The sequence below is a fragment of the Methylotuvimicrobium alcaliphilum 20Z genome, assembly GCF_000968535.2.
GTDB classification, from domain to species: domain Bacteria; phylum Pseudomonadota; class Gammaproteobacteria; order Methylococcales; family Methylomonadaceae; genus Methylotuvimicrobium; species Methylotuvimicrobium alcaliphilum.
Window position 1 is genome coordinate 2,336,883 of sequence record NC_016112.1, and the last position, 23,086, is coordinate 2,359,968.

The window sequence follows — 23,086 nt, forward strand, 5'->3', positions numbered from 1 at the left end:
TATACTCGATTGCAGTTTAGACTATCAGTCGAATCGGTATTCCAATTTTTACTTTTGGCGAATGTTTTTTACGGAATCAGCATGTCTTTATTGAATTTTTTTTTCAAGGATAACAAACAAGGTTCCGCCTGCAGCATTAACCCTGATTCGATAACGGTTGAAACGCTGAAAACGTTGATTCCCATTCGGAGTTTAAATGAAGAAATGCTGGAGTCTTTCGCAACCGACCGGTACTCTGAGGTTTTTCCCGCCAACACTATTTTGTTCAATCAGGGCGAACAAAACGACTCCGCTTATTTTTTATTGAAGGGAACGGTCATTATTTCCGACAGTGCCGGAAAAAATTATGAAGTCGAAGCTAATACCGCACGCGCTAAATTTCCCCTCTGTAGCGGTATCAAACACGCCTTGAACGTTATCGCAAAAACCGACGTAAGTCTATTGAGGGTTTCGCATAAAATCATGTGCGCGCTGCCGCCCTCTTCTCATCATCCCGCTCCGCTTAACATACCGAAAGAATTAACCGATAACCGTTTATTGCAAGCTTTTTCACAGTATTACCTAGAAGAAAAAATGGACGTGCCGTCGCTGCCGGAGATTGCTTTTAAACTGCGCAAAGCAATTCAAGCCGACATTGGCGTGGCCGAAGCCGTTAGAATAATTCAGCTGGATCCGGTTATTGCGGCAAAATTGATTCAAGTTGCAAACTGCCCGTTATATTTAACCGCCATTCCGGCTAAAACATGCTTCGAAGCAGTCAATAGAATCGGTTTAAAGGCAACCCAAAATTTAGTGATTTCTCTCAGTCTTAAACAAATATTTCATTCTCAGAATCCACTGATCAAAAAAATACTGGATAGGGTTTGGAGGCAAAGCATCTACATTTCCTGTATTTGCTACGTCTTAGCTAGCGAAACCAAAAAAGTCAATCCGGAAGAGGCTTTACTCGGGGGCTTGGTTTGCGATATAGGGATTGTTCCTTTCTTGAATTTTGCCGCTAACCTTCCGGAGGATTACTACAAGGAAGAGTCGCTTGAGCGTGTCATTCCCTTTATAAGAGGCCCTGTCAGCGCCTATATCTTGCGAGAATGGAGTTTTCCCGAAGAACTCTACGAAATACCTTTGTATGCCGACGATTGGTACCAACATCGCGGCAATCAGATTTCTCTCATCGATATCGTCGTATTATCAAGACTGCATAGTAAAATCGGCACACCGGAGATGGCTAATTTGCCGGAAATAACCTCCATACCGGCAGCAAGCAAACTGGATTTTATCCAACTCTCGCCGGAAAACTCGTTACATATTCTTCATGACGCGCAAACTAAAATTAACGAAGCCAAGCGAGCTTTTGCAATATAGATACTATGCTACTGAATCTATTTAAAAAAAGACCTATTCCAAAGCCTAAGCAAGCTCCCAAAAGGGAACAATCGATAACGGCTGAAATACAGCTTTCAAGAGAAAATCACTCAAGAAACAACATTAAACCGGTTAGAATTCCGGTTAATTTTCTTAAACGGTTAATGCCTTTAGGGCAACTGTTAACCGAAGAAGAGATACAGGCTTTAAAAATTCGCACCGAAAGTTTCGCCCCGGGGGCTGCCCTTTTCATTCGCGGTACCGAGGTCGATGCACTCGTTTATCTGTGCAAAGGTATGGTGTATTTAGAAACGGCCAGCGGTATTGGGCAAGAAATTAACGAAGCCACGCTAAAAGCATTGTTTCCATTATCGAGCGGGGAATTTCACCAGTTTACCGCCATCGCCAAATCGAATGTCACGGTCATCTATATTCCAAAAACCGTATTACTACTTAACCGTAACCCGATTAACCCACTAAATAACCCACTACTTGCCTCCGATTCGCTACAAAGCAATCCATTTTTCCTCCGCTTTTACGAGCATTTTCAGCAACACGATTTAAAAATTCCCAGCTTTCCCGATGTCGCTTTAAAGCTGAGGCGATCGGCAATGCACGACATCGGCATTGCCGAAGTCGTCAAGATCGTCAACATGGATCCGGTTATCGCGGCAAAATTAATTCAAATCGTCAATAGTCCGTTATATCGAACACTCAACCCAATTACCAACTGTCATGACGCGGTTAATCGCTTGGGGCTTAAAAACACCATGAACCTGGTGACAGCGATCAGCATGAAAAGCCTGATAAAGAGCGAAAAACCAACGATCAAGAAGCGTATTCAGGAGAATTGGGCACAGAGCATTAAGGTTTCGTGTATTAGCTATACGCTGGCAAACTTGACTCGCCAAGTCAACCCGGAAGAAGCCCTGCTGGCCGGGCTTCTTCATAATATCGGAAACCTACCCATGTTAATGTTTGCCGACCAATTGCCGGAAAGCGCTTTCACAGTGAGTGATCTTGACCAATGCATCAATTCACTACAAGGTCAAATTGGCACGATCACCTTGGAAAGATGGGAGTTTCCTGATAATCTCAAAGCAGTTCCGGTAAAAGTAAGCAACTGGTTCGATCACTCCGGCGATACCTTAAATCTTAGTGATATTGTGTTGCTCGCTAAATTCCATTTCTTATTGACGCCGCATGAAAATAAGGTAGAACTGCCTTTAATCAATACTTTGCCGGCATTTCAAAAGCTGGATTCTCAATTATTGACTCCGGAACAATCATTGCAAATATTGCAAGATGCCAAACAACAAATTAACGAAACAATGAAATACTTTCTGGCTTGACGTATGTCCAATTGGTTTTCCCATATAATCGATCATTTCACGTCCAAGCCCGCTGAATCTAAAAACGATCTACAGGAACATATTGATAATCATCCAGTTACGGCTGCCCCTATTTTATCCTGCGACAAACCTTTCAAGACAAGTCGCATAAAACAGCCAGTCGAAATACTAAAACAATTCGTACCGATAAGAAACCTTGACGATGCGGCAATCGATCTTTTGCAGCAACGGACAAACTGTTATCGGGCTGGCAATACGATTTTCGTTAGAGGCCAAAACAATAAAGGCAAAGTGTTTTATTTGCACAAAGGAACACTCGAATTGACACCGGACTGCGAAAGCATCTATCAAATGAGCGCCGATTCGCCGCTGTCGCATTTACCGCTTAACAGCGGCAAAACTATTGGCGCGACGGCAATCGCCAAAACCGATGTGGAGATCATCGAAATATCGGCAGAACTCATTAAATTGTGGACCGAACAAAGTAAAACGAATGCAACGCAATTAGAACTGATCGATATCGACCTGCCTAAACAAATCGAAGATAACGGTTTTTTTAGCGATTTTTGCCGGATTTATCGCGAAAACAAGCTAACTTTACCATCTTTGCCAGCAGTCGCTCTAAAACTCAAACAAGCGATGGAATTCGAGATTGATGTCCGCGAAGCCGCCAAAATTATTCAAATCGACCCCCCAATCGCCACCAAGCTAGTCCAGATCGCCAACAGCCCTCTTTACTCTCCAATTTCGCCGGTAACCAATTGCCAGGAAGCGGTCACCCGCCTTGGCTTAAACGCCACTCGGCAATTAGTGATGGGCATCGGACTCAAACAAATGTTTCGATGTCAAAACAAACACTTGCTTGGTGCCATGCAATCGCTTTGGAAAAACAGTCTGTACACCTCAAGCCTCAGTTTTATATTGGCTCAGGAGAGCGGTAAAGTGAATCCCGAGGATGCCTTGTTAGCTGGACTCATCAGCGATATCGGCATCATCCCTTTGCTGCATTTTGCCGAACAACACCCTGAGCACTATAAAAATCGCTCCGAACTTGATGATACCATCCCAGTTTTAAGAGCGCCCATCGGCAAATTAGTCTTGCATACCCTCGGTTTTTCCGAAGAACTCGAGCAAATACCGCATCATGCCGAAGACTGGTATTATGACAGCGGCGATAAACTGACGCTGACCGACATTGTCATACTGGCTAAATTACACAGCTATATCGGCATTCAACATGATAAAAAGCTACCCTATATCAATTCGATTCCTGCATACACGAAATTAAACAACGGCAAATTGACGCCGGACTTTTCACTGCATATCCTGCACAAAGCGCAGCAGCGCATCGATGCAGCGATGCAAATTCTTTCTTGATTGATATCCAAAACAGATGAATAACCCATTACTGACCGATAATACTCTGCCTCATTTCTCCGAAATTAAACCCGAACATGTCGTACCCGCCATCGAAAAATTACTGGCAGACGCGCGTGCGACGGTCGATCGGCACCTCAAGGCCACCGACCAATATAGCTGGGAAAACCTGATCGAGCCGATCGAAAACACCGAAGACAAGCTAAATAAGGCCTGGTCTCCAGTCAGCCATATGAATTCGGTGGTCAACAGCGAACCGCTTCGTGAAGCCTATAATGCATGCTTGCCGTTGCTCAGCGATTATTCGACCGAAATGGGCCAAAACGAAGCCTTGTTCAAAGCCTATCAAGCGATCGCACAAAGCGACGAATTTCAAAGTCACGACAAGGCCCAGAAAAAAATCGTCGCCAATGCCTTGCGCGATTTCAAACTGTCCGGCATCGACCTGGAGCCGGCCAAGAAACAACGCTACAAAGAAATTAGCCAAGAACTGTCGAGGCTGACTTCCCGCTTCGAAGAAAACCTGATGGATGCGACCAATGCCTGGAGCAAACTGATCACCGATAGCGACGACCTAGCCGGCCTACCGAAATCGGCATTGGCGCAAGCCAAACAAACCGCCGAGGCCAATCAACAAAGCGGCTGGATGATTACACTGCAATTTCCGTCATTCCAAGCCGTGATGACCTATGCCGACAGCCGTGCGCTGCGCCGTGAACATTACGAAGCCTTCGTCACGCGCGCATCCGATCTCGGACCGCACGCGGGACGCTGGGACAATAGCCAAGTCATGGAGCAAATCCTGTCGTTGCGCCATGAACAAGCGCGCCTATTAGGTTATGACAATTACGCCGAATTATCCCTGACAACTAAAATGGCCGACAACCCCGACCAGGTCATCGGCTTTCTCGAAGATTTGGCCGATAAATCTTGGCGACAAGCCCGCAAAGATTTATACGAATTGCGCGAATTCGCTTCGAAACACTACGGAATAAAAGACTTACAGCCTTGGGATATCGGTTATTACTCGGAAAAAATGCGTCAGCATTTTTATCAACTTTCACAAGAAGAAGTGAAAACCTATTTTCCGATCGACCGCGTCTTGCCTGGCCTGTTCGCGATCGTCGAAAAACTCTACGGGCTCGACATCAGCGAAATCGACAATTTCGATAGTTGGCACGAAGACGTCCGTTTTTATCAGATTCTCGACCGCGACGGACAACTTCGCGGCCAATTCTATACCGATCTCTATGCCCGTCCGAAAAAACGCGGCGGCGCTTGGATGGACGTTTGCGTCAGCCGCAAGAAATACCAAGGCGAAGTCCAAACGCCGGTCGCGTATCTGACCTGTAACTTCACGCCGCCGACCGGCGACGACCCTGCCTTATTGACCCACGACGAAGTGACGACGCTGTTTCACGAATTCGGGCACGGTCTGCATCATATGTTGACCCAGGTCGACCATCTCGGCGTATCCGGCATCAACGGCGTCGAATGGGACGCGGTGGAATTACCGAGTCAGTTCATGGAAAACTGGTGCTGGGAAAAAGACGCGCTGGAATTGATTTCAGGCCACTATCAAACCGGTGACAAACTGCCGGACAGCCTATTCGATAAAATGCTCGCCGCGAAAAATTTTCAATCCGGCATGATGATGGTTCGGCAACTCGAATTCAGCCTATTCGACTTGATAATCCACAAAGAATACGATCCGGCCAAGGGCGGGCGTATCTACGAAATTCTCGAGCAAGTCAGAAAACAAGTCGCCGTGGTTACGCCACCGTCGTTTAACCGCTTTGCGCACAGTTTTTCACATATCTTCGCGGGAGGCTATGCGGCAGGCTATTACAGTTACAAATGGGCCGAAGTGCTGTCCAGCGACGCCTTTTCGATGTTCGAAGAGCATGGCATCTTCAATGAAACCATCGGTCATGCATTTTTGACCAACATTCTCGAACAAGGCGGAAGCGACGACGCGATGGAATTGTTCATCCAATTTCGCGGACGCGAGCCTGAAATCGATGCACTGCTCAGACACAACGGAATCATCTGATGAAGTATCACGACCTGCGCGATTTCATCGCGCAACTGGAAAAACAAGGCGAATTGAAGCGAATTCAATACCCGGCCGACCCGGTGCTCGAAATCACCGAAATATGTAATCGCACCTTACAACAAGAAGGCCCTGCCCTGCTCTTCGAAAAACCGAAAGGTCATTCGATACCGCTGCTCGGCAACCTATTCGGCACGCCGCACCGAGTCGCGATGGGCATGGGCGCCGATTCAGTCGAGTCCCTGCGCGAAATCGGCAAACTCTTAGCTTATTTAAAAGAACCGGAACCGCCGAAGGGTTTTCGCGATGCATTGGACAAAATTCCGGTATTCAAGCAAGTATTGAACATGGCGCCGAAAATCGTTAAATCGCCGCCCTGCCAGGAAGTCGTGCTCGAAGGCGATGAAATCGACTTAGGCAACTATCCGATACAAACTTGCTGGCCCGAGGATGCCGCACCGTTAATCACCTGGGCATTGGTGATAACCAAAGGTCCCTACAAGGAACGTCAGAACCTGGGCATTTACCGGCAACAAGTCATCGCAAAGAACAAAGTCATCATGCGCTGGCTCGCGCATCGCGGCGGCGCTTTGGACTTCAAGGAATGGCAAGAGGCCCATCCCGGCGAGCCGTTTCCGGTTACGGTCGCGCTCGGCGCGGATCCCGCGACGATACTAGGCGCCGTCACGCCGATACCGGATAGCCTGTCCGAATACGCCTTCGCCGGATTACTGCGCGGCAGCAAAACCGAACTAGCGGACTGCCTATGCAATAACTTGCAAGTCCCTGCCAGCGCCGAAATCGTTTTGGAAGGTTTCATTTATCCAAACGAAACCGCGCCCGAAGGTCCTTACGGCGATCATACCGGCTATTACAACGAAGTCGACGAATTTCCGGTGTTCACGATCGAAAAGATTACCCAGCGCCGCGATCCGATTTACCACAGCACCTACACCGGTAAACCGCCCGATGAGCCGGCCGTTCTTGGTGTAGCATTAAACGAAGTGTTTGTGCCGATCTTGCAAAAACAATTTCCTGAAATCGTCGACTTCTACCTACCGCCCGAAGGTTGTTCTTATCGCTTGGCCGTGATCAGCATCAGAAAACAATACCCGGGGCACGCTAAACGCGTCATGCTTGGGCTTTGGTCGTTCCTGCGCCAATTCATGTACACAAAATTCGTCATCGTCGTCGACGATGACGTCAATCCGCGCGAATGGAAAGATGTCATCTGGGCGATGACCACGCGCATGGACCCCACCCGAGATTTCACGCTGCTCGACAACACGCCGATCGATTATCTCGATTTTGCCTCGCCGGTATCGGGATTGGGCTCGAAAGCCGGTTTCGATGCCACTAATAAATGGCCCGGCGAAACCGACCGCGAATGGGGGCGGCCGATCGTGATGTCCAAGGAAATTATTCAGAAAGTGGATAGTATTTGGGAGGATTTGTTTTAACTGCCTTCCTGCGGGACGGGTTATTTAACCCGTCCCCAACGTTTCGGATTGGCCTAAGCGGTTTCGGCTTGCTTCGGCCACGGTTGAAATGTTTCGGCGTACAGGGAAGTATGCTCACCGAAAAGAATTTCAAGCCCGCACCACTATACCTTTCGCACTTCAAATTTCGGCAGTGCCTGAGGAGGCGCCAATTTGCTGTTATTGAACCCAATAGTGCAAAATTTGAGTAAAAGTCCCGTCTCCATTGTTGACTGACTCCATTTGACCGCTGATACCAGAATATCGGCCTGTTCCGCCGACAATCGCTATGACTGACGTTCCCTTATCGAATTCACGCCCAGCAACCTGAATACTACCGTTTGTCATAGTCAAAGTCCATTGACATTGGAAGCTATGGCCAACGCGCGTGCGTATGCACATGCCGCTATTATTACCGATCCGTGAACCTTGTTCATCGAGTAAGGGTTGATCGAACGTCAAAATATCCCCCTCCGTATCTCCTAACTCTCCAATATCAACCAGTTTAGCCTGATGCGTTCTCGCATCCGCGATGGTGATCAGTGTTTTGGGCATACAATGTGTGCAGGCTGTCATGCTTAAGAAGTAGACCAATAAGATGAGGCGGTCTAAAGAGTCAAACATCTAATTTTCCTCGCGATTAATGTATCATCATCGTAGATCAAAATTCGGCAGTTTAGCCATGAAGCACATGAAATTCATCGAAAGTCGACGTGTGCTATGAAATCTCCAAGGCGTAACCTCCCCGCCGCGGATCGCCGATGCCGAAAAAGCTGTCCGGCGAACTACTAACCGAATGCGTACCGCCAAAAAATAGATTACAGCTGTTCCAGACTTTATGATTCGAATAATTTTTAAGAAGCCGTAAGACCTCGTTATTATCAAAGCCTCCCTCTATACTGAGCAATCCGGCTTCATGATGGATGCGAGGATGCCTGACTGCTTGATCCAGTGGCATTTTAAAATCGATTACGTTAATCAATACTTGCAGTATCGCCGTACGGAGCCGATTGGAACCGCCCGACCCCAAAGCAATACGCCGCTTGTCCGAAAGCGTCACGATGCATGGCGCCATCATAGAAGTCATTCTTTGATTGGACGGCCAATTATGAAAGCCCTTGGGATTGAGGTCTTGTTCGCCCAGCATGTTATTAAGCAGAATGCCTGTGCCGGGGATGAACAAGCCGCATCCTTCGCCATTACTGGTAGTGAGACTGGCGACATTGCCCAAACCGTCGATGACGCTGATTTGCGTGGTTCCCCTAGAACAAAACGGCGCGGGTTTGATATGCCTAAGATAAGTTTTGACGTTTTCCGGATCCAGAACATGCTCCCCCGGATGGTGCGAGCTATCGCTCAGATAGGAATCGATGCGTGCCTTGTTGGTTAGCTCTTGAACCTGGGCCAATAAATCGAGATAGGAGGCCGTGCCGCAACGATAGCGGGATAAATCGAAAGACTGCAATAATTGGAGTGCAAAGGCTATCAATGTACCGCCTGAACTAGGAGCGGGATTGGTTTTCACTGTGGCGCCGCGATATTCGATCGACAACGGTTTTCGTTTGACCGTTCGATAATGCCTAAAATCTTCGCTAATAAGATGGCCGCCTTGCTCGGCACAAAGCCGTGCGGAAGCGGCGGCGATTTCACCCTGATAGAAAAACGCTTCACCCTCCCGAGCCAGCACCTCGAGACAATCGGCAAAATCCGGCAGATATAGTAATTCACCTTGTTGCAGTAATTGGCCTTGGTGCATTTTGCTGCCGAAGGCATTGCTCGCTTCGGGATAACTCAGATAAATGGCCTTGACGATGTCGAAAATATAGGACTGAAAGGCATTCATAATGACGCCATTTCTTGCCAGTTCAATAGCGGGTTCGGCTAAAACAGTCATCGGTAGCGTACATAGTTCCCGGTGAACCGCAAATAATCCTTTAACAGTACCGGGCGTCGCGACCGAACCCAAACCGATATGAAACTCCTGCCGAACTGTGCCGAAGTCTGCGGAAATCGGAAAAAAGTCCGTGTCATCGACGCTGCGCTTGGAGAGCGGCGTTTGAACAAAAAAATCATAGAGCACAGTGTCGCCGGGCGCGGTACGGGCCATCAAAAAACCGCCGCCGGCCAATGAGGATAACACCGGCTCAGCAACACAAGCCGCCAAATGCGCGGCAATCACCGCATCGAAAGCATTGCCTCCTTCGCCGAGAATATAAGCGGCTGCTTTTGCAGTTTGCTCATGACCTGCCGCCACCACACCCCTACTCTGCATTTTGTATCAGACTCCAATTCTTCCGTAACGGAAAAATAAGCATATCATGCTAATGCTATTCATCTCTTGACTTAAAACGATCCCTAAAGACGAGAGTTAGCCAGATCGTCAACGTTATGGTTGTAAAGACTGTCACCGCAAGTTCGATGATTTAACTCATACGATTTTCGCTGGACATCATCAACCGTTGAAAACCTGGATACTCTGCTTATACTTCATGGGGTTGAACATGTCGAATTCCGATATTGCGCGCGAATTGGACTTGAATGAATCGGACGCGCAACAAATGACATGTTAGTTGCGATCCGGTATTGTGGCTAAAAAACCGACGGTGGCTCTAGAAGGCGAAGTGGAATGCGATGAAGTCTATGTGGTCTCAGGCCACAAAGGACAGCCCGCTAAAGTAAAAAAAAGGGCGTAAAGGTCGGCGTAACCGATTAAAAGGCGCGCGTGGACGCGGGACTTTGGCCAAGGAAAAGCCGCCAATATTCGGCATGATTCAGCGAGGCGGACAAGTCGTCATTCACATGGTCGAGAATATTCAACAAGCTACCATCAAACCTTTAGTGCAACAAACGATTGCTAGCGGTACATTGATCTATACCGATGAATACACGATTTATGATCGCCTTGAACAATGGGAATACATTCGAAAAAGTGTCTGCCATGGGGCCGGAGAGTATGCGCGCGACGAGGATGGCGATGCTTTCACGAAGTCCATGTCAACACCATGGAAGGGCTCTGGTCTTTGTTACGCTCCTGGTTGCGACCTCATCGCGGTATCTCTCAAGAATATCTACCGCTCTATTTGGGCTTTTTTGAATTTATTCGTAACACAAAACGCGGCAAAGCGTTATTACAATCTCTGGTTGAATTGTTGGTGGCGTGAAACAGCTCCCCGGATTCCACTATGAGCCAAAGCTTTTTTACGTTACCTTTGTTTTACGATCACAACGGAAAACCCAGAAGAACCGACGGATAATTTTTTACATAATCTGATTTCTAATTGACGTTAAAACCGGATATTCATATTCGGCATCAAATCCCTCTAGCTCTTGGTCTCCTGAAATTACGTTAAACCAACCTGTAAAATCCGAATCGAGAGGAATAGTGTCTAATTTAAGTTGCATGCGCTCTTCTCCGTTATCCAGCTTCGAAATCACCAACATACCGCATGTGGTCCGACAGCGCATATCGGACGATTTGAAATGATTGGGCCGTTCATACACAATTTTTAATATACGTTTGTTATTCATAATAAAACTCCAGTTATGTATTATTACTAATAAATCTATGCCATTACCGTAAAATCGGATTTTTAGGCCGCCATTCTTTCTGCCGTTTCTGACGACTTCCGAACCATTGATGCAACACTTATTATATCCGCTATTTCAAACAACGATAATACTTGATCGATATTCAAAATAATCACGAACCGACCTTTGATCTTACCCATGCCACCGATGAAGTCGGAACGGATATTAGCGCCGAATGAGGGAGCCGGTTCTATATCGGCCGGTAGAATCTCCAGGACCTCATTGACAGCATCAACCATAACGCCGATATCTTGTTTTTCGCCTTCTTCCGTATGAATTTCAACAATAATAATGCACGAACGGCGTGATACCCGGGCCTCAGGCATATTGAACCGGGCATTCAAATCGATAACAGGCACAACCGCGCCGCGCAAATTGATAACCCCTCGAATAAACGCAGGCATGCGAGGAATTTCAGTTAGCTGACCATATTGAATGATCTCTTTTATAGCCAATATCCCCATCGCAAAAGTATCGCCAGCAATCATGAATGTTAGATATTGATTCTGCTCAAGATCGACATCATGCGCTTGTTTCTTATTTCGATCGGCAACTTTTTCCATGATAACCTCCTAGAATCGGGCGTATTCGAATTCGTCATCCGCCAATTCCTCGTCTTGAGCTTCATTGACGATTTTTTTGGTACGGCTCGAAACTTTATGCACTAATTTCAAATTCCCGCCAGCAGCCAAGCGATTTCCCGCAGATTGTTCGGTAATTTTGAAAAAGCTCATCAAATCGCCCAGTTGCGAAGATTTTGCCCCCAATTCTTCGGAAGTCGACGACAGCTCTTCCGCAGCGCTGGCGTTTTGCTGTGCCACTTGATTCAATTGACTAATCGCCGTATTAATCTGGCTCACACCGGCCGATTGCTCTTCGGATGCAGCTGCAATCTCCTGCACGAGGTCTGAAGTCTTCTGGATCGACGGCAGCATTTGATCGAGCAGTCCTCCTGCTTTCTCGGCAGTATCGACGCTTTTCCCTGCCAGTTCCCCGATTTCCTGTGCCGCGACCTGACTGCGCTCCGCTAAATTACGCACCTCGGCTGCAACAACAGCGAACCCCTTACCGTGCTCCCCGGCTCGCGCGGCTTCAATTGCCGCATTGAGCGCCAATAGATTGGTTTGATCGGCAATACGGGCTACGGCTTTGACGATATCGCCAATGTTGGCCGCCTGTTTTTCCAACTCAACCACCATTTCGACAGATGTCGATTGGCGTTGAGCGGCAATGCCCACATTATTAACAAGGCCCATGATTTCATCGCTGGTTTTCATGACCAAGGACTGTGTGGCATCCATTTTCTTTTGACCTTCTTCGGCATTTTGCACTTGACGAGCAACTGCATCTCCTACTTGTTTGAACGCGGTCAACGATTCGTGCGCTGCCCCCGATGCTTCTTCGGCGCCCGTAGCGATTTGGTCGGACGCGCGTTTAAGTTCCTCCGCAGCAGATGCTGCCTCATTGATGCCGGATGCAAGTTGACCTGTTGCAGCGGCTATACGCTCAGCGGCTTGTTGCTGTTTGGCGAGAGTGCGCGCTTTTTTACGTTGAGCTTCCGCGTCACGCACTGAGACCGTCGACTGTTTGGCACTATCGGCAGCAACAACATGAGCTTGTGAAATATTTTTTTTAACTATGGCCATCGGTGGGTCTCCTTAAAATGTCGCACTTGCAGAGTACGACAATCATCTATTAGCATTCGGAAAAAATTACATTTCTGTCGAGTTGTCTTCAAGCCGCTATCTACCTTAGATTTGCTTTTGACCGAATATCATTTTGAGCTTCTATACTTTTCGCACTTCAAATTTCGCCAGTGCCTGAAAAGGCAACGGAGTTCAGGCAAAAACTTTGCATGCATGAATGCCGACACAGTGCCTGGAAGTTTATACGGCGCTCTTTTGACAGGAACCCCAACACCGAATTTTGATCTGCGATGGATACAGTTTCCCAATTAAGCTCTAGCGATGATTCGCCTGAGCCAAGAGGCGTCGTTAGTAGCCGTGCTACGCATGAAGAAGAGCAAGCTGAAGTACCGGCTCCGCGAGTATCGCGGGGAGACGGTGATCAACCGTGACTTGGATGTCCAGGCGCTGTATAAGCACGTCGTTCGGAAACACTGGCAACCCATTGCCGGACAGCCGTACCAGGCTAAAGTCGTGGATGTTGAAATCAACCTGGCCGAACAGGACAAGCAGCCCGAACAGTGGGCACCGGTTCGACTGTTGTTTGTGCGCGGCACCGCCCGCACCGATAAAACGCAAGCCGGTAAAAAGGATTGGGCGGTGTTCCTCTGCACCGATACCGCCTTAACGGCGACACAGATACTCGAACTTTATGCGATGCGCTGGGCGATCGAAGTGTATTTCAAGGAAGCGAAGCAGCAGCTGGGCTTTTTGAAAGAGCAAAGCAATCATTAAGCGGCTTATGTGGCTTCGATTCACTTAACGGCCATACGCTTTTGCCTGTTGGTGATTGCCAAACAGATGCACGGTGTTGCCAGCGTTGCCGGTATGAGGCAGCAGTTGCGAGCGAACAGTACCGACATCCATTATGCCGCCAAACTGTGGCAGGTATTTCGTGCCGTGCTCAGCGGTGCGCTGGATGAATTAACAGCGGTATTGGGTGATGCGGTCACCGCACTCGTGCTGGAAACGATAAATGCACACATACACTGCTGGTTTACGCAAGCCTTGCAACTTGACCCTAAAACCCTAAGGCTTGAGGCCTTATAGATCAAGGGTTTTGGGCTATTTATGGGGTTAAAATAAACTCCGAAACTTTAGTAATAATTCACCTGATTAGCAAGTTTCTTCAGCTAAAGCCCAAAAACCAGCATATCCCTAGCAGGACGGGGTTTGCAACCCCGTCCTAAACGTTTTGACTTTGGCCGAAGTTAGCCGAAATGTTTAGGGCAAACCGAAACGTTGGGGACGGGTTAAATAACCCGTCCCGCAGAAGTGGCTACGACTGGCCACTGCTCGGACAATTGGCTTCAGCAAGCTGAAGCATCTTGCTAATCAGGATAATTCATGCCCTAAATGCGGCAAGCCGATGGTACTAAGAACTGCCCGGAGCGGTGCTAATCAGGGCAAGCAGTTCTTGGGCGGCATACAGGTCGATTAAATCCTGCCAACTCAGTTCGCCGATGATATTCTGCGCATTGTCGAGAATCTCATACAAAACTCCATCGCCACCGCGTATGCTGAACAGCACAATAGCATCCACTTCACCGCCGCCTTCCCGATGAGGTTCATCGCTGGCTGGACTAGACGTGTATTGGCCAACAGGTCTGATTTCCTTGATGCTACCATCCGCTTGATACAAGCGATGCTCGCCCTGGATGACAAAGGTTTTATTTAAGGCTTTGTGCCGGTGTAAGACAATTTGCCGGTTAGCGGCAAATTTAAACAACACATCTGCGATGTGGCGCTGCTCGTCAATATCCAGAATCGAATACTGTAGATATTCGATATTGGCCAGGGTTTGCCAGTGGATATGGCTATCGTTGAAAAGAAAGTCGCTCATGGATCATCCTCATCTTGAAGGGAATAACAAAAACATTACTGCACTGATCGATTGCCGTTCAGGTGACTATAGCTTATGCAATGCTGTATTGACCGTAAGCCGATATTTGCCCGCCAAGATCGGGCAATTTGCCCGTGTATCCTGAGATAGCTTTGCAGTAATCTTATAGGCTCGTAGAATGCAGGAACACCAGACTCTCCCACACAAGTCATGCCATGAATTTACAACTAAATTTGCTAACCCGAATCGCATTGGTGGCTTTAGCATGCTTGCTGGTAATCGCAGCTTTTGTGCTGTATCAAAGTCATTGCGTTGCCAAACAAACCACCGGGCAAATGGCCGAGTCGCTAGGCAAGCAATTGGAGTCGCAATTGTTGTTGATCAATGTCGGGCTGGGTCAAACCAATCCTTTTCCGGATTTTGGGCCCTGGAAACATTCCGGTAATCAGCCTGGTATCTGCCTGAGTTATACCCCTGCCGATGGCTCATTGCCACGTAGCCTTTGTAACGGAAGCAAGCTAAACCGGGCGGAATGGCCGACTTTCTTTGAAACAGGCTATCGGCAGATTTTTAATCCCGGTTTGCCGGCGATACGGCCGGTTGCGCTAAACGGCAGGCTCTACGGCTCCCTGACAATCACGCCTAGCGCGGAACTGGAAATTGCCGAGGCTTGGAATAGGATGCTGAGCTTGATGACCTTATCCGGCGTTACGGTCCTTGCCGTCTGCCTGCTGGTGTATTGGAATATCAGCCGCGTCTTAAAACCGGCAAAAACCATTGTTGCAGGCATCAAAGAGATGGAATACGGGCATCTTGATTGCCGTTTACCTGCGTTTGAGTTAAATGAATGGCAGCGTATTGCTGCGGCTATCAACCAACTGGCGAACAGTCAGCAACAATTGCTAGACGAGCGCCAAAAGCTAGTGTTGAAGTTAATCAACATACAGGAAGGTGAGCGTCGCTATTTGGCAAGGGAGCTACATGATGAATTCGGTCAATGTCTGGCGGCCATCAATGCTGTCGCTGCTTCAATCAAACAAACGGCGTTACAACAATGCCCGGCACTCGTCGCCGAAACCGATCACATTAGTCGAATTACTACCCATATGTTGGAGAACGTACACGGCTTGCTGGGGCGTTTGCGTCCGGCCGAATTTGAGGAATTAGGATTAGCTGCCAGCCTCAATAGCCTGGTTGCCGGCTGGAATGCGCGTAGTGGCGACAAGACTCGCTTTCATTTAGACATAAGCGGCGATTGCTCATCGTTGACGGAAGTTCCGTCCATGACCTTATTTCGGATTACCCAGGAATGTCTGACCAATATCGCCAAACATGCTACTGCTTCCCATGTCAGCATTAGTCTGATCATCGGTTTAGAGTCTGCAATTTTGACGGTCGCGGACAATGGCGTAGCCAAGACGTTGCCATTGGCCGATACCGCCGGAATCGGCTTATTGGGCATCCGTGAACGCGTCACTGCTTTGCAGGGACGATTGCAATTGGCCATTGCCAACCCACACGGTTTAATCGTTGAGGTATGCTTACCGATAGCGGCCAATATCGAGCACACGGCATGATCAGCATTTTATTGGTTGACGATCACGCCATTGTCCGTGAAGGCTACCGAGCATTGTTGAGCAAACAGCCCTGTATGCGAGTGGTTGCCGAAGCTGGCGACGGTACACAAGCGTACCAATTGTTTAAGGAATACGAACCTGATCTGGTGATTACCGATATTTCGCTGCCGAGTAGCAGCGGATTGGAGTTGATTGCCAAGATAAAACAGCGTCGAGCTGACGCCAGAATACTGGTCTTCAGCATGCACCAAAACCCTGCCTTTGCCGAGCAAGCCGTGCATGCTGGAGCTTTGGGCTATGTAAGCAAAAGCAGCGAACCTGAGGTGTTGTTGCGTGCCATTCATGACGTATATTCAGGACGCCATGTATTAAGTCCCGACATCGCTCAAATACTGGCACTGGAAAAACTGGGCAGCGAACGCATTGCTCTACAAACCTTGAAAGTACGCGAGTTTGAAATTTTGCGTTTACTAATGGAAGGGCAAAGCCACGATGACATTGCTCGTGTACTGAACATCAGCGCCAAAACCGTCGGCAATTGTCATTATTTGATCAAAAGTAAGCTCGGTGTTGCCAGCGATATTGAATTGACAAAACTGGCCATTAAATTCAACGTACTTGATCCATTGGAGTTATCTCGAATTGTTGAGTGATGATGTGCATTATTAACAGTATCGAATGTCGGTTAAGCGAATTACAGCAGACACAGCCTCTAAAAAATCGACCGTCGCTATTGGGTCGCCATGTGACCGTCTGCTCTTCAGATTCATCGCCCGAAAGCAGTCAACGGAATTCCGATTCCCGAAAGCGGCCAAACGTCACTGGGTGCAGCCAAGGCACTGCCGCCATTCGGGCATGGATTTAAGTTTCTCCAAACCCGACATTCGCGAAAGCTCACAAACGCAATAAGCCGGCAGCAAAACATTAGACATTTCGGCACGAACTGTCTAATGTTAGGTGTTCTAATTCGCGCTATTCTCTGTTTTTGCCAAAAGCCAACCGAAGAACAGTATCTAATTCGGTGCCGTCCAGCGCCACCAATAGGGTACCGCCAACACTCACGAACGGCTTCAGGCAACCTTGTGTGTACAATCTGTCACCTACTTCGGCCAACACCGGATAGAGTGTTTCCTGTGCAATTGGGATCCAGCAAGTTGCCGATTTGGCTGGTCGAAGGAATTTGATGAACACCAAAAATCGACCTGATTAGCAAGATGCTTCAGCTTGCCGAAGCCAACTGTCCGAGCAGTGACCAGTCGTAGCCACATCTGCGGGACGGGTTATTTAACCCGTCCCCAATGTTTCGGTTTGCCCTAAACATTTCGGCTGACTTCGGCCAAAGTCAAAACGTTTAGGACGGGGTTGCAAACCCCGTCCTGCTAGGGATATGCTGGTTTTTGGGCTTTAGCTGAAGAAACTTGCTAATCAGGAAAATCGATTGTGCGTTATTTCGATTGTGGAGTTTTTCCATCCGTCGCTGATAATCCAGAAAAGACGGGCTTTGCGTGAAGAACACCGAGAAGGCGCTCAGAGCGGCATCTTCTATCCTGTATTTTCGATTGTTGCCGGGTTTACGGGAGTCCGGTAAGTCTTCGAAGGTGCGACGTATCAAGTCAATTATTTCCAAGTCCATTTGTATCTACCAATGGCTTTATTAATGTTGCGATTGATTAGTTTTAAGTGCCCCTTATTTTATCAGGGTTTTAAATTGGGAATTGCTGATTTCATCCGAGAAATCATACCCCCCTGCAAGTTAAACAGATTCCCCACTATTCTCTGATCGTTGCGTTTTCACCGATGACTCTACTCATCCGGGTATCAGGTCGCCTCAAATCTGCGGATTTCGAACAGCGCCTCATTTAGGTCCATTTCGTCGGCTTCCAGGAGTTTGCCGACCAGATGCTCCGTTAGCGGCTTGAGTTGGGCCAGCACGGCCTTGGTTTCGCCGTATATGCGCTCGCTCTGTGCTTCCATGATGCTGCGCGTTTCCTCGTCCACTTCGGTATGTTCACGGGAGAGTGCGCCGAAGTTCAGCCGAGTCTTGCGGTACATGCCCATTTCGCCCACGGCGTGGTGCAGCAACTGCGTCACGCGGGTGATATCGTTGTGTGCCCCATTGGTCGTGCCTTCCTCACCAAAGAATAGTTCTTCATTGGCCATGCCGCCCAGCAGCACGCGCACGTCGTGTTCGATATCGCTCTTGGTCTTGAGCAGATTGACCCCCTGCTTGTGAAACACGAATCCCAGCGCGTTGGTACGCGAGTTGGCCTTAAGCGAAATCTTGATGGTTTTCAGATCGGCCAGGATCTGCTCCCAGTTGTCGTTGGTCAGCTTGCGTTCGTGCTCAAGGTCCACCAAAAAATGACCCCATTCGTGCACGGCGATGATGCGACGGTCGCGCTCACGTTCCGCAGTGGTGTCAGTATTTACGTTACCCACCAACACGCGTTCAGCAGCCTGCATCAGGGTATTGGCGCCGATCATTTCGCCGGTCTGCACGGCCGAAATGCCCGCCTGATTGACGATGGTCTCCAGGTCTGCCGGGCTACTGCCTTCGGTCACATCCACCAGATGGCGCAAGTCCAGGTTGGGCAGCACTTTTTCGGCTCGCTGGCCCAGGTAGTGATTGATGACAGCCAGCCGCTCTGCTCGGTTAGGCATACGAAAATCCACCTTCATCTGAAAGCGGCGCAGCATGGCCTCGTCCATCTCCATGGTCTCGCTATTGAAGTTGCTAGCCACGATCCAAATGATCTCGGCTTCGTTTTTGCTGCGCACACCATCCAGCACGGAGAGAAATGTATTCGCGGTGTCGTCGTCGAACTTGCGGCGGCCGCCGCGTTTCATGAACAGATCCTGTGCCTCGTCCAAGAAAATGATACAGCGCTTGCGCCGCTTGGCCATGGCCACGATACGGCTGAGCGTATTCGAGCCGCCGGACACGAAGCCCGTTTCCAGATTGGCGGCAGAGTGGAACAGGATGGGCAACTGCAACTCCTTGGCCAGGTAGCTGGCTAACTTAGTTTTTCCGGTACCGGCCGGGCCGCTGAACATCACATTAAAAGGTTTGAAGATGCCGTACTCAGCATATTCCGCGCGGCGCTCATACTGATCCTTGATCTGTGCCACCTCGGCCTTGATGTCCCCCATGCCAACCAGGTCGTCGATGGAGCCGTGCACCTGTGCCGGCTCGATGAACTTGAGCGACTTGTGCTGACCCATGAGCTGGAAATACAAGAATCCCAGTACGCCGAGCGTAAGCGCAACCGACAGTACACCACTGACGTTGGCCTTCCAGCCGTCCTTTTCGGATTGCGGGCGGGCACTGGCAAAACGCTGATCCAGGCGCTCAAACAATTCACTGCTGCTGGCGCTGAGTTCACCGCGCGGGATGAAGGCAAGCTTGGCGCCCCAAGGCGCTATGGCCGCTCTGTCGGCGAAAATCTTGGTCTCCATGTCGCTGGGGTAGTACGCGTACTGCTTGCCCTGCGATTCGATCAGGATGATGCGCTCCGATACGTTCCACAGCAGCGGCTCGTAAACCACCGTAATACGCTCGACCGGGTTCGTTTCCAGGAAGCTCAGCAACGGGCCGTTACCAAATACCACAGGCAGCTTGTCGTTGAACGTCCACACCTCCTCGCCCTCCGTACCGGCAACAGCCATGGCCTTGACCTGCTCAGCAATGGCGGCCTGCTTCTGAATGAGTACGAACGAATAGATGCCGGTGGCTGGAATTAGGAGAGCCACAACCAACATCGTCACCTTGACGGCGGTCGATTGAATCACGAACCAGTCCTGTATCTGTCTGGCGGCCTTCTTGATGGCGAACCACAGGCCCGGGGATTCCGAAGCCTCGTCGCTACGTTTTAACAAATCCAACATGGAAACCCCTAGTTACGATCGTTGCGGCACGGTCCATTGCAGGAACGCAAGGCGCTCAAACGCCTTTTTGAAGCCTCTTTATGGGTAACTGGCAGAGAAGAACCTTGAAGAAACCCGACTAGCGATTAGAGTCTGATTCTGGCTAGAGGTTCAGTCTGTCGAGCCAGAAGTGTGGGACGTCCGGGTAGCGTCCGTTCCAATCCGCCCAGTCCTGCTGGTAAAAACGACCATCTTCTTAGGCCCCGCGGCATCCCACGCTTCTGCGGTAAGTTTGGTTCCGCTCAGGATTGGGTCTTGGGCGATTCGATTGAGCGGCGGAGCTTCGGCCAACAGCTCTCAGAATATATTCCTAAATCGGATGATATTCAGTTTCTTTTTTCTTACCAACAGGACTAGCGGGAGCATTTGAACAGAAACTTACGGTTTCGATTCATCGTCATCGATACGGATTCTGCTCAGGCCGTAGTTATCGATTTCCGTTATCCATTTTTCCTCGGCCTCCCCGATAGCTTTAAATCGTTCGCTCATTTCAATCTCGCTCAAATGATTGACCCCGGTTTGTCTCATCGCGTCGCGGTCCGATAACCTTCCAATTAACTGACTCCAAAAAGTGTTATCTTCGAACTCTTCAATATAATCTTCAGCCACGGATTCACCTGCGAATTCACCTGAAGTGACGTACTCCCCTCGTTCTTTATCGAAATCGACAAGAGCCTCGAAGCCCATCTCCTTGGCGTACGACATCAATTTTTGCATCAAATTTCTGTAGTCTTTGGTATCGGCGCGATCATCTGTGCTATGTGCGTGCAAGACCCAATCGGCGATATGGATCAAATCGAGCAATATCCGGTATTCTTTTTTCGTGAAGTTTATTTTCATAATGGGGCGCAAAGTTTTAATCGTTAGTCGTAACAGGGTTATAAACCGTAGTCGCGAATATTGCCGTTTGAGCCTGGCAATATCAGTAGCCCCAATACCATTCTCATACAACGCCCTTATTTACGGATCAATGGTGCTTTTTATTATCCGCTAAAATACGGTAAACGCTGGCCTCTCCAATGTTAAGCTGCCGGGCGATCTGCGTTTTGGTTACGCCATTGGCCGCGAGTTCAACGACTTCCTGGCGCAGTCCGGTGGCCAAAGGCTTTCGGCCTTTATACTTGCCCGCGGCTTTTGCCTTGGCGACGCCTTCCCGCTGCCTCTCCAGCATAATTTCCCGCTCGAATTGAGCGACGCCGCCCAAGACGGTGAGCATCAGCTTGCCGGTGGGCGTCTGCGTATCCATGCTCAGGTTAAGAATGCGCAGGCCGGACTGCTTTTTTTCCAGCGTCTGAATAATGGCCATGAGATCCGCAACCGATCGAGCTAACCGGTCCAACTTTGTCACGACCAAGACATCGCCTTCTCGGGTAAATTCCAAGGCCTATTCTAACTGAGCCCGAACGGAAACCGAGGAAACCTGGTCCTGGAAGATTTTTTTGCACTGAGCCGCTTCGAGTTCTCGAAGTTGTGCTTCAAGCCCGGCAATTTGGTCAGTCGTCGACGTTCTGGCGTAACCGATAATCATGTTTCTCTCAATGGAATTTTCAATGCTGTGATAGAGAGTCGATCATAATGCAATTTAAGGTCTATTGAGAGTGTTAATTCATGATGGGGGCAGCATTTGGAAAAAATCAGCCGCTGGTTCCGACTTCAAAACTATCGGGCATTCCATTCGAAAAATTGCCACTAATTTCGATGCGAGCCTAGTCAGATTTTGAACGCCTTGGATCGGCTATGAGCCGTCAATGGCGCTTAACGCTTAGGAACTATCATGAAATAACTTCGACAACTGTTAGAAGGGGGCGGTGGCTCGATTGACAGGTGTCGGCGGTAGGGAAAGCCGCCGTCAAGCATGGATGTATTCACGGCGTCCTGTCAAGCGAGTCACCGAACCTCCGCAAAGCCTAATACTTGCCGCAGTTATTTTGTGCATATTCCTTAATTTCATCCTGTCTCTTTTATAGTAGGCTTTGTTTTTATGTACAGGATCCAACCTAAGCTGCGCGGAATCATTGGCGATACCTCCGGTCAATTTGGAAAAGAAATTTTAAGTTTCCTCCGGTATATGTCAACGCTTGTGTGAAAGGACGTCGAATATCGGTAGAAGCTCCTGCCGAACAGTATCCAGCACTGCACATTCGATCTCACTAGCAAGAACCTTATGTGCATCAGAATAACGCGTCCAGTCCAAGTGATTGATTCTTTCGAAGTCGATTTCGTAGTAGGTGTGGGCCTGGCCAAAGGTGAATGTCACTCTGTCTAACTTACCATCAGCGGAATGTGTCAATGACATTGAGACATTCCGGCCTCCTGCGATCTTGCGGATCACAATGGCCGTACTCCTATATTCTTCAAAATGGGGAACACCGGCCAAGCCGGGGACATAGATGCTAAATGGTGGATTTGTTTTTGTAATGTGGCTTCCAAAACCAATAGTATTGCCAATTCTTTCAACACCTGCGCCGGAATTCCTGCCTTTATATAACTCAATTTTATATGAAGCATTTTCTTTATCATCACTCTTTCCTTGGAAAGTGATTATGGACCTTCTTCCAGAAGACATATTTTCTAATGCACCACCATGACCTGACCAATATCGGCAAAATTCCCTGTTGGACTATATTTTATAAGATTGTCTGATATTATTTTCCACTGCAACTCAGTCGCTGTTTGAGCTGCTGTTACAGCTGTATGGATTGCCTGCAAAGCGAAGCGCTGCTTTTTCCAGCATTATTACCGCCTACAAGATAATTTATTGGTGCTAAATTCAGTTCCAAATTCGAAATTCTTTTGAATTTCTGAATCGTTATTTTTTCCAGCTCCATTTTCAATAACCCCAAAATA

20 protein-coding genes and 3 pseudogenes are annotated in these 23,086 nt (G+C 48.7%); 11 read left to right on the forward strand and 12 right to left on the reverse strand.

Features of this window, described 5'->3' with window-relative positions; translation table 11 throughout:
- Positions 1-81: 81 nt before the first annotated feature.
- From MEALZ_RS10050 to ubiD, 5 genes are all read left to right on the forward strand, one after another.
- Positions 82-1,362, forward strand: coding sequence for an HDOD domain-containing protein (locus MEALZ_RS10050; protein WP_014148523.1), 1,281 nt, complete (start codon positions 82-84; stop codon positions 1,360-1,362).
- A gap of 164 nt (positions 1,363-1,526) precedes the next feature.
- The gene (locus tag MEALZ_RS10055) at positions 1,527-2,714 is read left to right on the forward strand and encodes an HDOD domain-containing protein (protein WP_223842293.1); all 1,188 of its coding nucleotides are present in this window, start codon (positions 1,527-1,529) and stop codon (positions 2,712-2,714) included.
- 3 nt (positions 2,715-2,717) lie between these two features.
- Entirely contained in the window at positions 2,718-4,091 is a 1,374-nt protein-coding gene (locus tag MEALZ_RS10060) for an HDOD domain-containing protein (protein ID WP_014148525.1), read from the forward strand.
- A gap of 16 nt (positions 4,092-4,107) precedes the next feature.
- Complete coding sequence (gene prlC, locus MEALZ_RS10065; RefSeq protein ID WP_014148526.1) at positions 4,108-6,144, forward strand: oligopeptidase A; 2,037 nt, start codon at positions 4,108-4,110, stop codon at positions 6,142-6,144.
- A complete protein-coding gene (ubiD, locus tag MEALZ_RS10070; protein WP_014148527.1) occupies positions 6,144-7,604 on the forward strand; it encodes a 4-hydroxy-3-polyprenylbenzoate decarboxylase in 1,461 nt (486 codons plus the stop codon). Before prlC ends, ubiD begins: the two co-directional genes overlap by 1 nt.
- A 198-nt stretch (positions 7,605-7,802) precedes the next feature.
- On the opposite strand, the gene MEALZ_RS10075 is transcribed toward ubiD, so the two are convergent.
- Together MEALZ_RS10075 and ggt are read right to left on the reverse strand one after the other, a co-directional pair.
- Positions 7,803-8,246, reverse strand: coding sequence for a dirigent protein (locus MEALZ_RS10075; RefSeq protein ID WP_014148528.1), 444 nt, complete (start codon positions 8,244-8,246; stop codon positions 7,803-7,805).
- Between the two features lie 94 nt (positions 8,247-8,340).
- Positions 8,341-9,894, reverse strand: a complete 1,554-nt coding sequence (gene ggt / locus MEALZ_RS10080; RefSeq protein WP_014148529.1) for a gamma-glutamyltransferase — start codon at positions 9,892-9,894, stop codon at positions 8,341-8,343.
- A gap of 434 nt (positions 9,895-10,328) precedes the next feature.
- Between ggt and MEALZ_RS10085 the strand changes: the two are divergent.
- A pseudogene (locus MEALZ_RS10085) lies at positions 10,329-10,808 on the forward strand (transposase); the annotation flags it as partial.
- Between the two features lie 72 nt (positions 10,809-10,880).
- Here MEALZ_RS10085 and MEALZ_RS10090 read toward each other — a convergent pair.
- The 3 genes from MEALZ_RS10090 to MEALZ_RS10100 form a co-directional block, all read right to left on the reverse strand.
- Positions 10,881-11,150: a hypothetical protein gene (locus MEALZ_RS10090; protein WP_014148531.1), complete on the reverse strand. Its 270-nt coding sequence runs from the start codon at positions 11,148-11,150 to the stop codon at positions 10,881-10,883.
- Positions 11,151-11,212: 62 nt separating this feature from the next.
- Complete coding sequence (locus tag MEALZ_RS10095; protein WP_014148532.1) at positions 11,213-11,773, reverse strand: chemotaxis protein CheW; 561 nt, start codon at positions 11,771-11,773, stop codon at positions 11,213-11,215.
- Between the two features lie 9 nt (positions 11,774-11,782).
- Complete coding sequence (locus MEALZ_RS10100; protein ID WP_014148533.1) at positions 11,783-12,856, reverse strand: methyl-accepting chemotaxis protein; 1,074 nt, start codon at positions 12,854-12,856, stop codon at positions 11,783-11,785.
- Between the two features lie 366 nt (positions 12,857-13,222).
- Here MEALZ_RS10100 and MEALZ_RS20705 point away from each other — a divergent pair, with 366 nt between their 5' ends.
- Together MEALZ_RS20705 and MEALZ_RS20710 are read left to right on the forward strand one after the other, a co-directional pair.
- Positions 13,223-13,630, forward strand: a complete 408-nt coding sequence (locus MEALZ_RS20705) for a transposase (RefSeq protein ID WP_048481332.1) — start codon at positions 13,223-13,225, stop codon at positions 13,628-13,630.
- Positions 13,631-13,639: 9 nt separating this feature from the next.
- Positions 13,640-13,945, forward strand: a complete 306-nt coding sequence (locus MEALZ_RS20710; protein WP_014148535.1) for a hypothetical protein — start codon at positions 13,640-13,642, stop codon at positions 13,943-13,945.
- Between the two features lie 325 nt (positions 13,946-14,270).
- On the opposite strand, the gene MEALZ_RS10110 is transcribed toward MEALZ_RS20710, so the two are convergent.
- Positions 14,271-14,738 (reverse strand): cupin domain-containing protein, encoded by a 468-nt coding sequence (locus MEALZ_RS10110; RefSeq protein WP_014148536.1) that lies wholly within the window; start codon positions 14,736-14,738, stop codon positions 14,271-14,273.
- Here MEALZ_RS10110 and MEALZ_RS23225 point away from each other — a divergent pair.
- The 3 genes from MEALZ_RS23225 to MEALZ_RS10120 all read left to right on the forward strand — a co-directional run bounded on the left by MEALZ_RS23225 (position 14,737) and on the right by MEALZ_RS10120 (position 16,968).
- Positions 14,737-14,883, forward strand: coding sequence for a hypothetical protein (locus MEALZ_RS23225; RefSeq protein WP_162472938.1), 147 nt, complete (start codon positions 14,737-14,739; stop codon positions 14,881-14,883). The two genes, MEALZ_RS10110 and MEALZ_RS23225, sit on opposite strands and share 2 nt — an antisense overlap.
- Positions 14,884-14,953: 70 nt before the next feature.
- Entirely contained in the window at positions 14,954-16,315 is a 1,362-nt protein-coding gene (locus MEALZ_RS10115; protein WP_014148537.1) for a sensor histidine kinase, read from the forward strand.
- Positions 16,312-16,968, forward strand: a complete 657-nt coding sequence (locus MEALZ_RS10120) for a response regulator (protein WP_014148538.1) — start codon at positions 16,312-16,314, stop codon at positions 16,966-16,968. Before MEALZ_RS10115 ends, MEALZ_RS10120 begins: the two co-directional genes overlap by 4 nt.
- Positions 16,969-17,744: 776 nt before the next feature.
- On the opposite strand, the pseudogene MEALZ_RS23425 reads toward MEALZ_RS10120, so the two are convergent.
- The 6 genes and pseudogenes from MEALZ_RS23425 to MEALZ_RS23910 form a co-directional block, all read right to left on the reverse strand.
- Positions 17,745-17,948 (reverse strand): annotated as a pseudogene (locus MEALZ_RS23425) (ISNCY family transposase); the annotation flags it as partial.
- Positions 17,949-18,133: 185 nt separating this feature from the next.
- Positions 18,134-20,200, reverse strand: coding sequence for an AAA family ATPase (locus MEALZ_RS10130; protein ID WP_014148541.1), 2,067 nt, complete (start codon positions 20,198-20,200; stop codon positions 18,134-18,136).
- Positions 20,201-20,617: 417 nt separating this feature from the next.
- Complete coding sequence (locus tag MEALZ_RS10135; RefSeq protein ID WP_014148542.1) at positions 20,618-21,079, reverse strand: hypothetical protein; 462 nt, start codon at positions 21,077-21,079, stop codon at positions 20,618-20,620.
- A 127-nt stretch (positions 21,080-21,206) separates the two neighbouring features.
- A pseudogene (locus MEALZ_RS23745) lies at positions 21,207-21,767 on the reverse strand (recombinase family protein).
- 543 nt (positions 21,768-22,310) lie between these two features.
- Positions 22,311-22,805 carry a hypothetical protein gene (locus MEALZ_RS10145; protein WP_046061093.1) on the reverse strand — a complete coding sequence of 165 codons (495 nt, stop codon included), beginning with the start codon at positions 22,803-22,805 and terminating at the stop codon, positions 22,311-22,313.
- Between the two features lie 118 nt (positions 22,806-22,923).
- On the reverse strand, positions 22,924-23,067 hold the full coding sequence (locus MEALZ_RS23910) for an AAA family ATPase (RefSeq protein WP_198482298.1): 144 nt from the start codon (positions 23,065-23,067) through the stop codon (positions 22,924-22,926).
- Between the last annotated feature and the right edge of the window lie 19 nt (positions 23,068-23,086).

Bases quoted from the DNA above. Each gene is read 5' to 3' on its own strand.
- MEALZ_RS10050 (WP_014148523.1), top strand. From the start codon at position 82: ATGTCTTTATTGAATTTTTTTTTCAAGGATAACAAACAAGGTTCCGCC.
- MEALZ_RS10055 (WP_223842293.1), top strand. From the start codon at position 1,527: ATGCCTTTAGGGCAACTGTTAACCGAAGAAGAGATACAGGCTTTAAAA.
- MEALZ_RS10060 (WP_014148525.1), top strand. From the start codon at position 2,718: ATGTCCAATTGGTTTTCCCATATAATCGATCATTTCACGTCCAAGCCC.
- prlC (WP_014148526.1), top strand. From the start codon at position 4,108: ATGAATAACCCATTACTGACCGATAATACTCTGCCTCATTTCTCCGAA.
- ubiD (WP_014148527.1), top strand. From the start codon at position 6,144: ATGAAGTATCACGACCTGCGCGATTTCATCGCGCAACTGGAAAAACAA.
- MEALZ_RS10075 (WP_014148528.1), bottom strand. From the start codon at position 8,246: ATGTTTGACTCTTTAGACCGCCTCATCTTATTGGTCTACTTCTTAAGC.
- ggt (WP_014148529.1), bottom strand. From the start codon at position 9,894: ATGCAGAGTAGGGGTGTGGTGGCGGCAGGTCATGAGCAAACTGCAAAA.
- MEALZ_RS10090 (WP_014148531.1), bottom strand. From the start codon at position 11,150: ATGAATAACAAACGTATATTAAAAATTGTGTATGAACGGCCCAATCAT.
- MEALZ_RS10095 (WP_014148532.1), bottom strand. From the start codon at position 11,773: ATGGAAAAAGTTGCCGATCGAAATAAGAAACAAGCGCATGATGTCGAT.
- MEALZ_RS10100 (WP_014148533.1), bottom strand. From the start codon at position 12,856: ATGGCCATAGTTAAAAAAAATATTTCACAAGCTCATGTTGTTGCTGCC.
- MEALZ_RS20705 (WP_048481332.1), top strand. From the start codon at position 13,223: ATGAAGAAGAGCAAGCTGAAGTACCGGCTCCGCGAGTATCGCGGGGAG.
- MEALZ_RS23225 (WP_162472938.1), top strand. From the start codon at position 14,737: ATGGATCATCCTCATCTTGAAGGGAATAACAAAAACATTACTGCACTG.
- MEALZ_RS10110 (WP_014148536.1), bottom strand. From the start codon at position 14,738: ATGAGCGACTTTCTTTTCAACGATAGCCATATCCACTGGCAAACCCTG.
- MEALZ_RS10115 (WP_014148537.1), top strand. From the start codon at position 14,954: ATGAATTTACAACTAAATTTGCTAACCCGAATCGCATTGGTGGCTTTA.
- MEALZ_RS10120 (WP_014148538.1), top strand. From the start codon at position 16,312: ATGATCAGCATTTTATTGGTTGACGATCACGCCATTGTCCGTGAAGGC.
- MEALZ_RS10130 (WP_014148541.1), bottom strand. From the start codon at position 20,200: ATGTTGGATTTGTTAAAACGTAGCGACGAGGCTTCGGAATCCCCGGGC.
- MEALZ_RS10135 (WP_014148542.1), bottom strand. From the start codon at position 21,079: ATGAAAATAAACTTCACGAAAAAAGAATACCGGATATTGCTCGATTTG.
- MEALZ_RS10145 (WP_046061093.1), bottom strand. From the start codon at position 22,805: ATGTCTTCTGGAAGAAGGTCCATAATCACTTTCCAAGGAAAGAGTGAT.
- MEALZ_RS23910 (WP_198482298.1), bottom strand. From the start codon at position 23,067: ATGGAGCTGGAAAAAATAACGATTCAGAAATTCAAAAGAATTTCGAAT.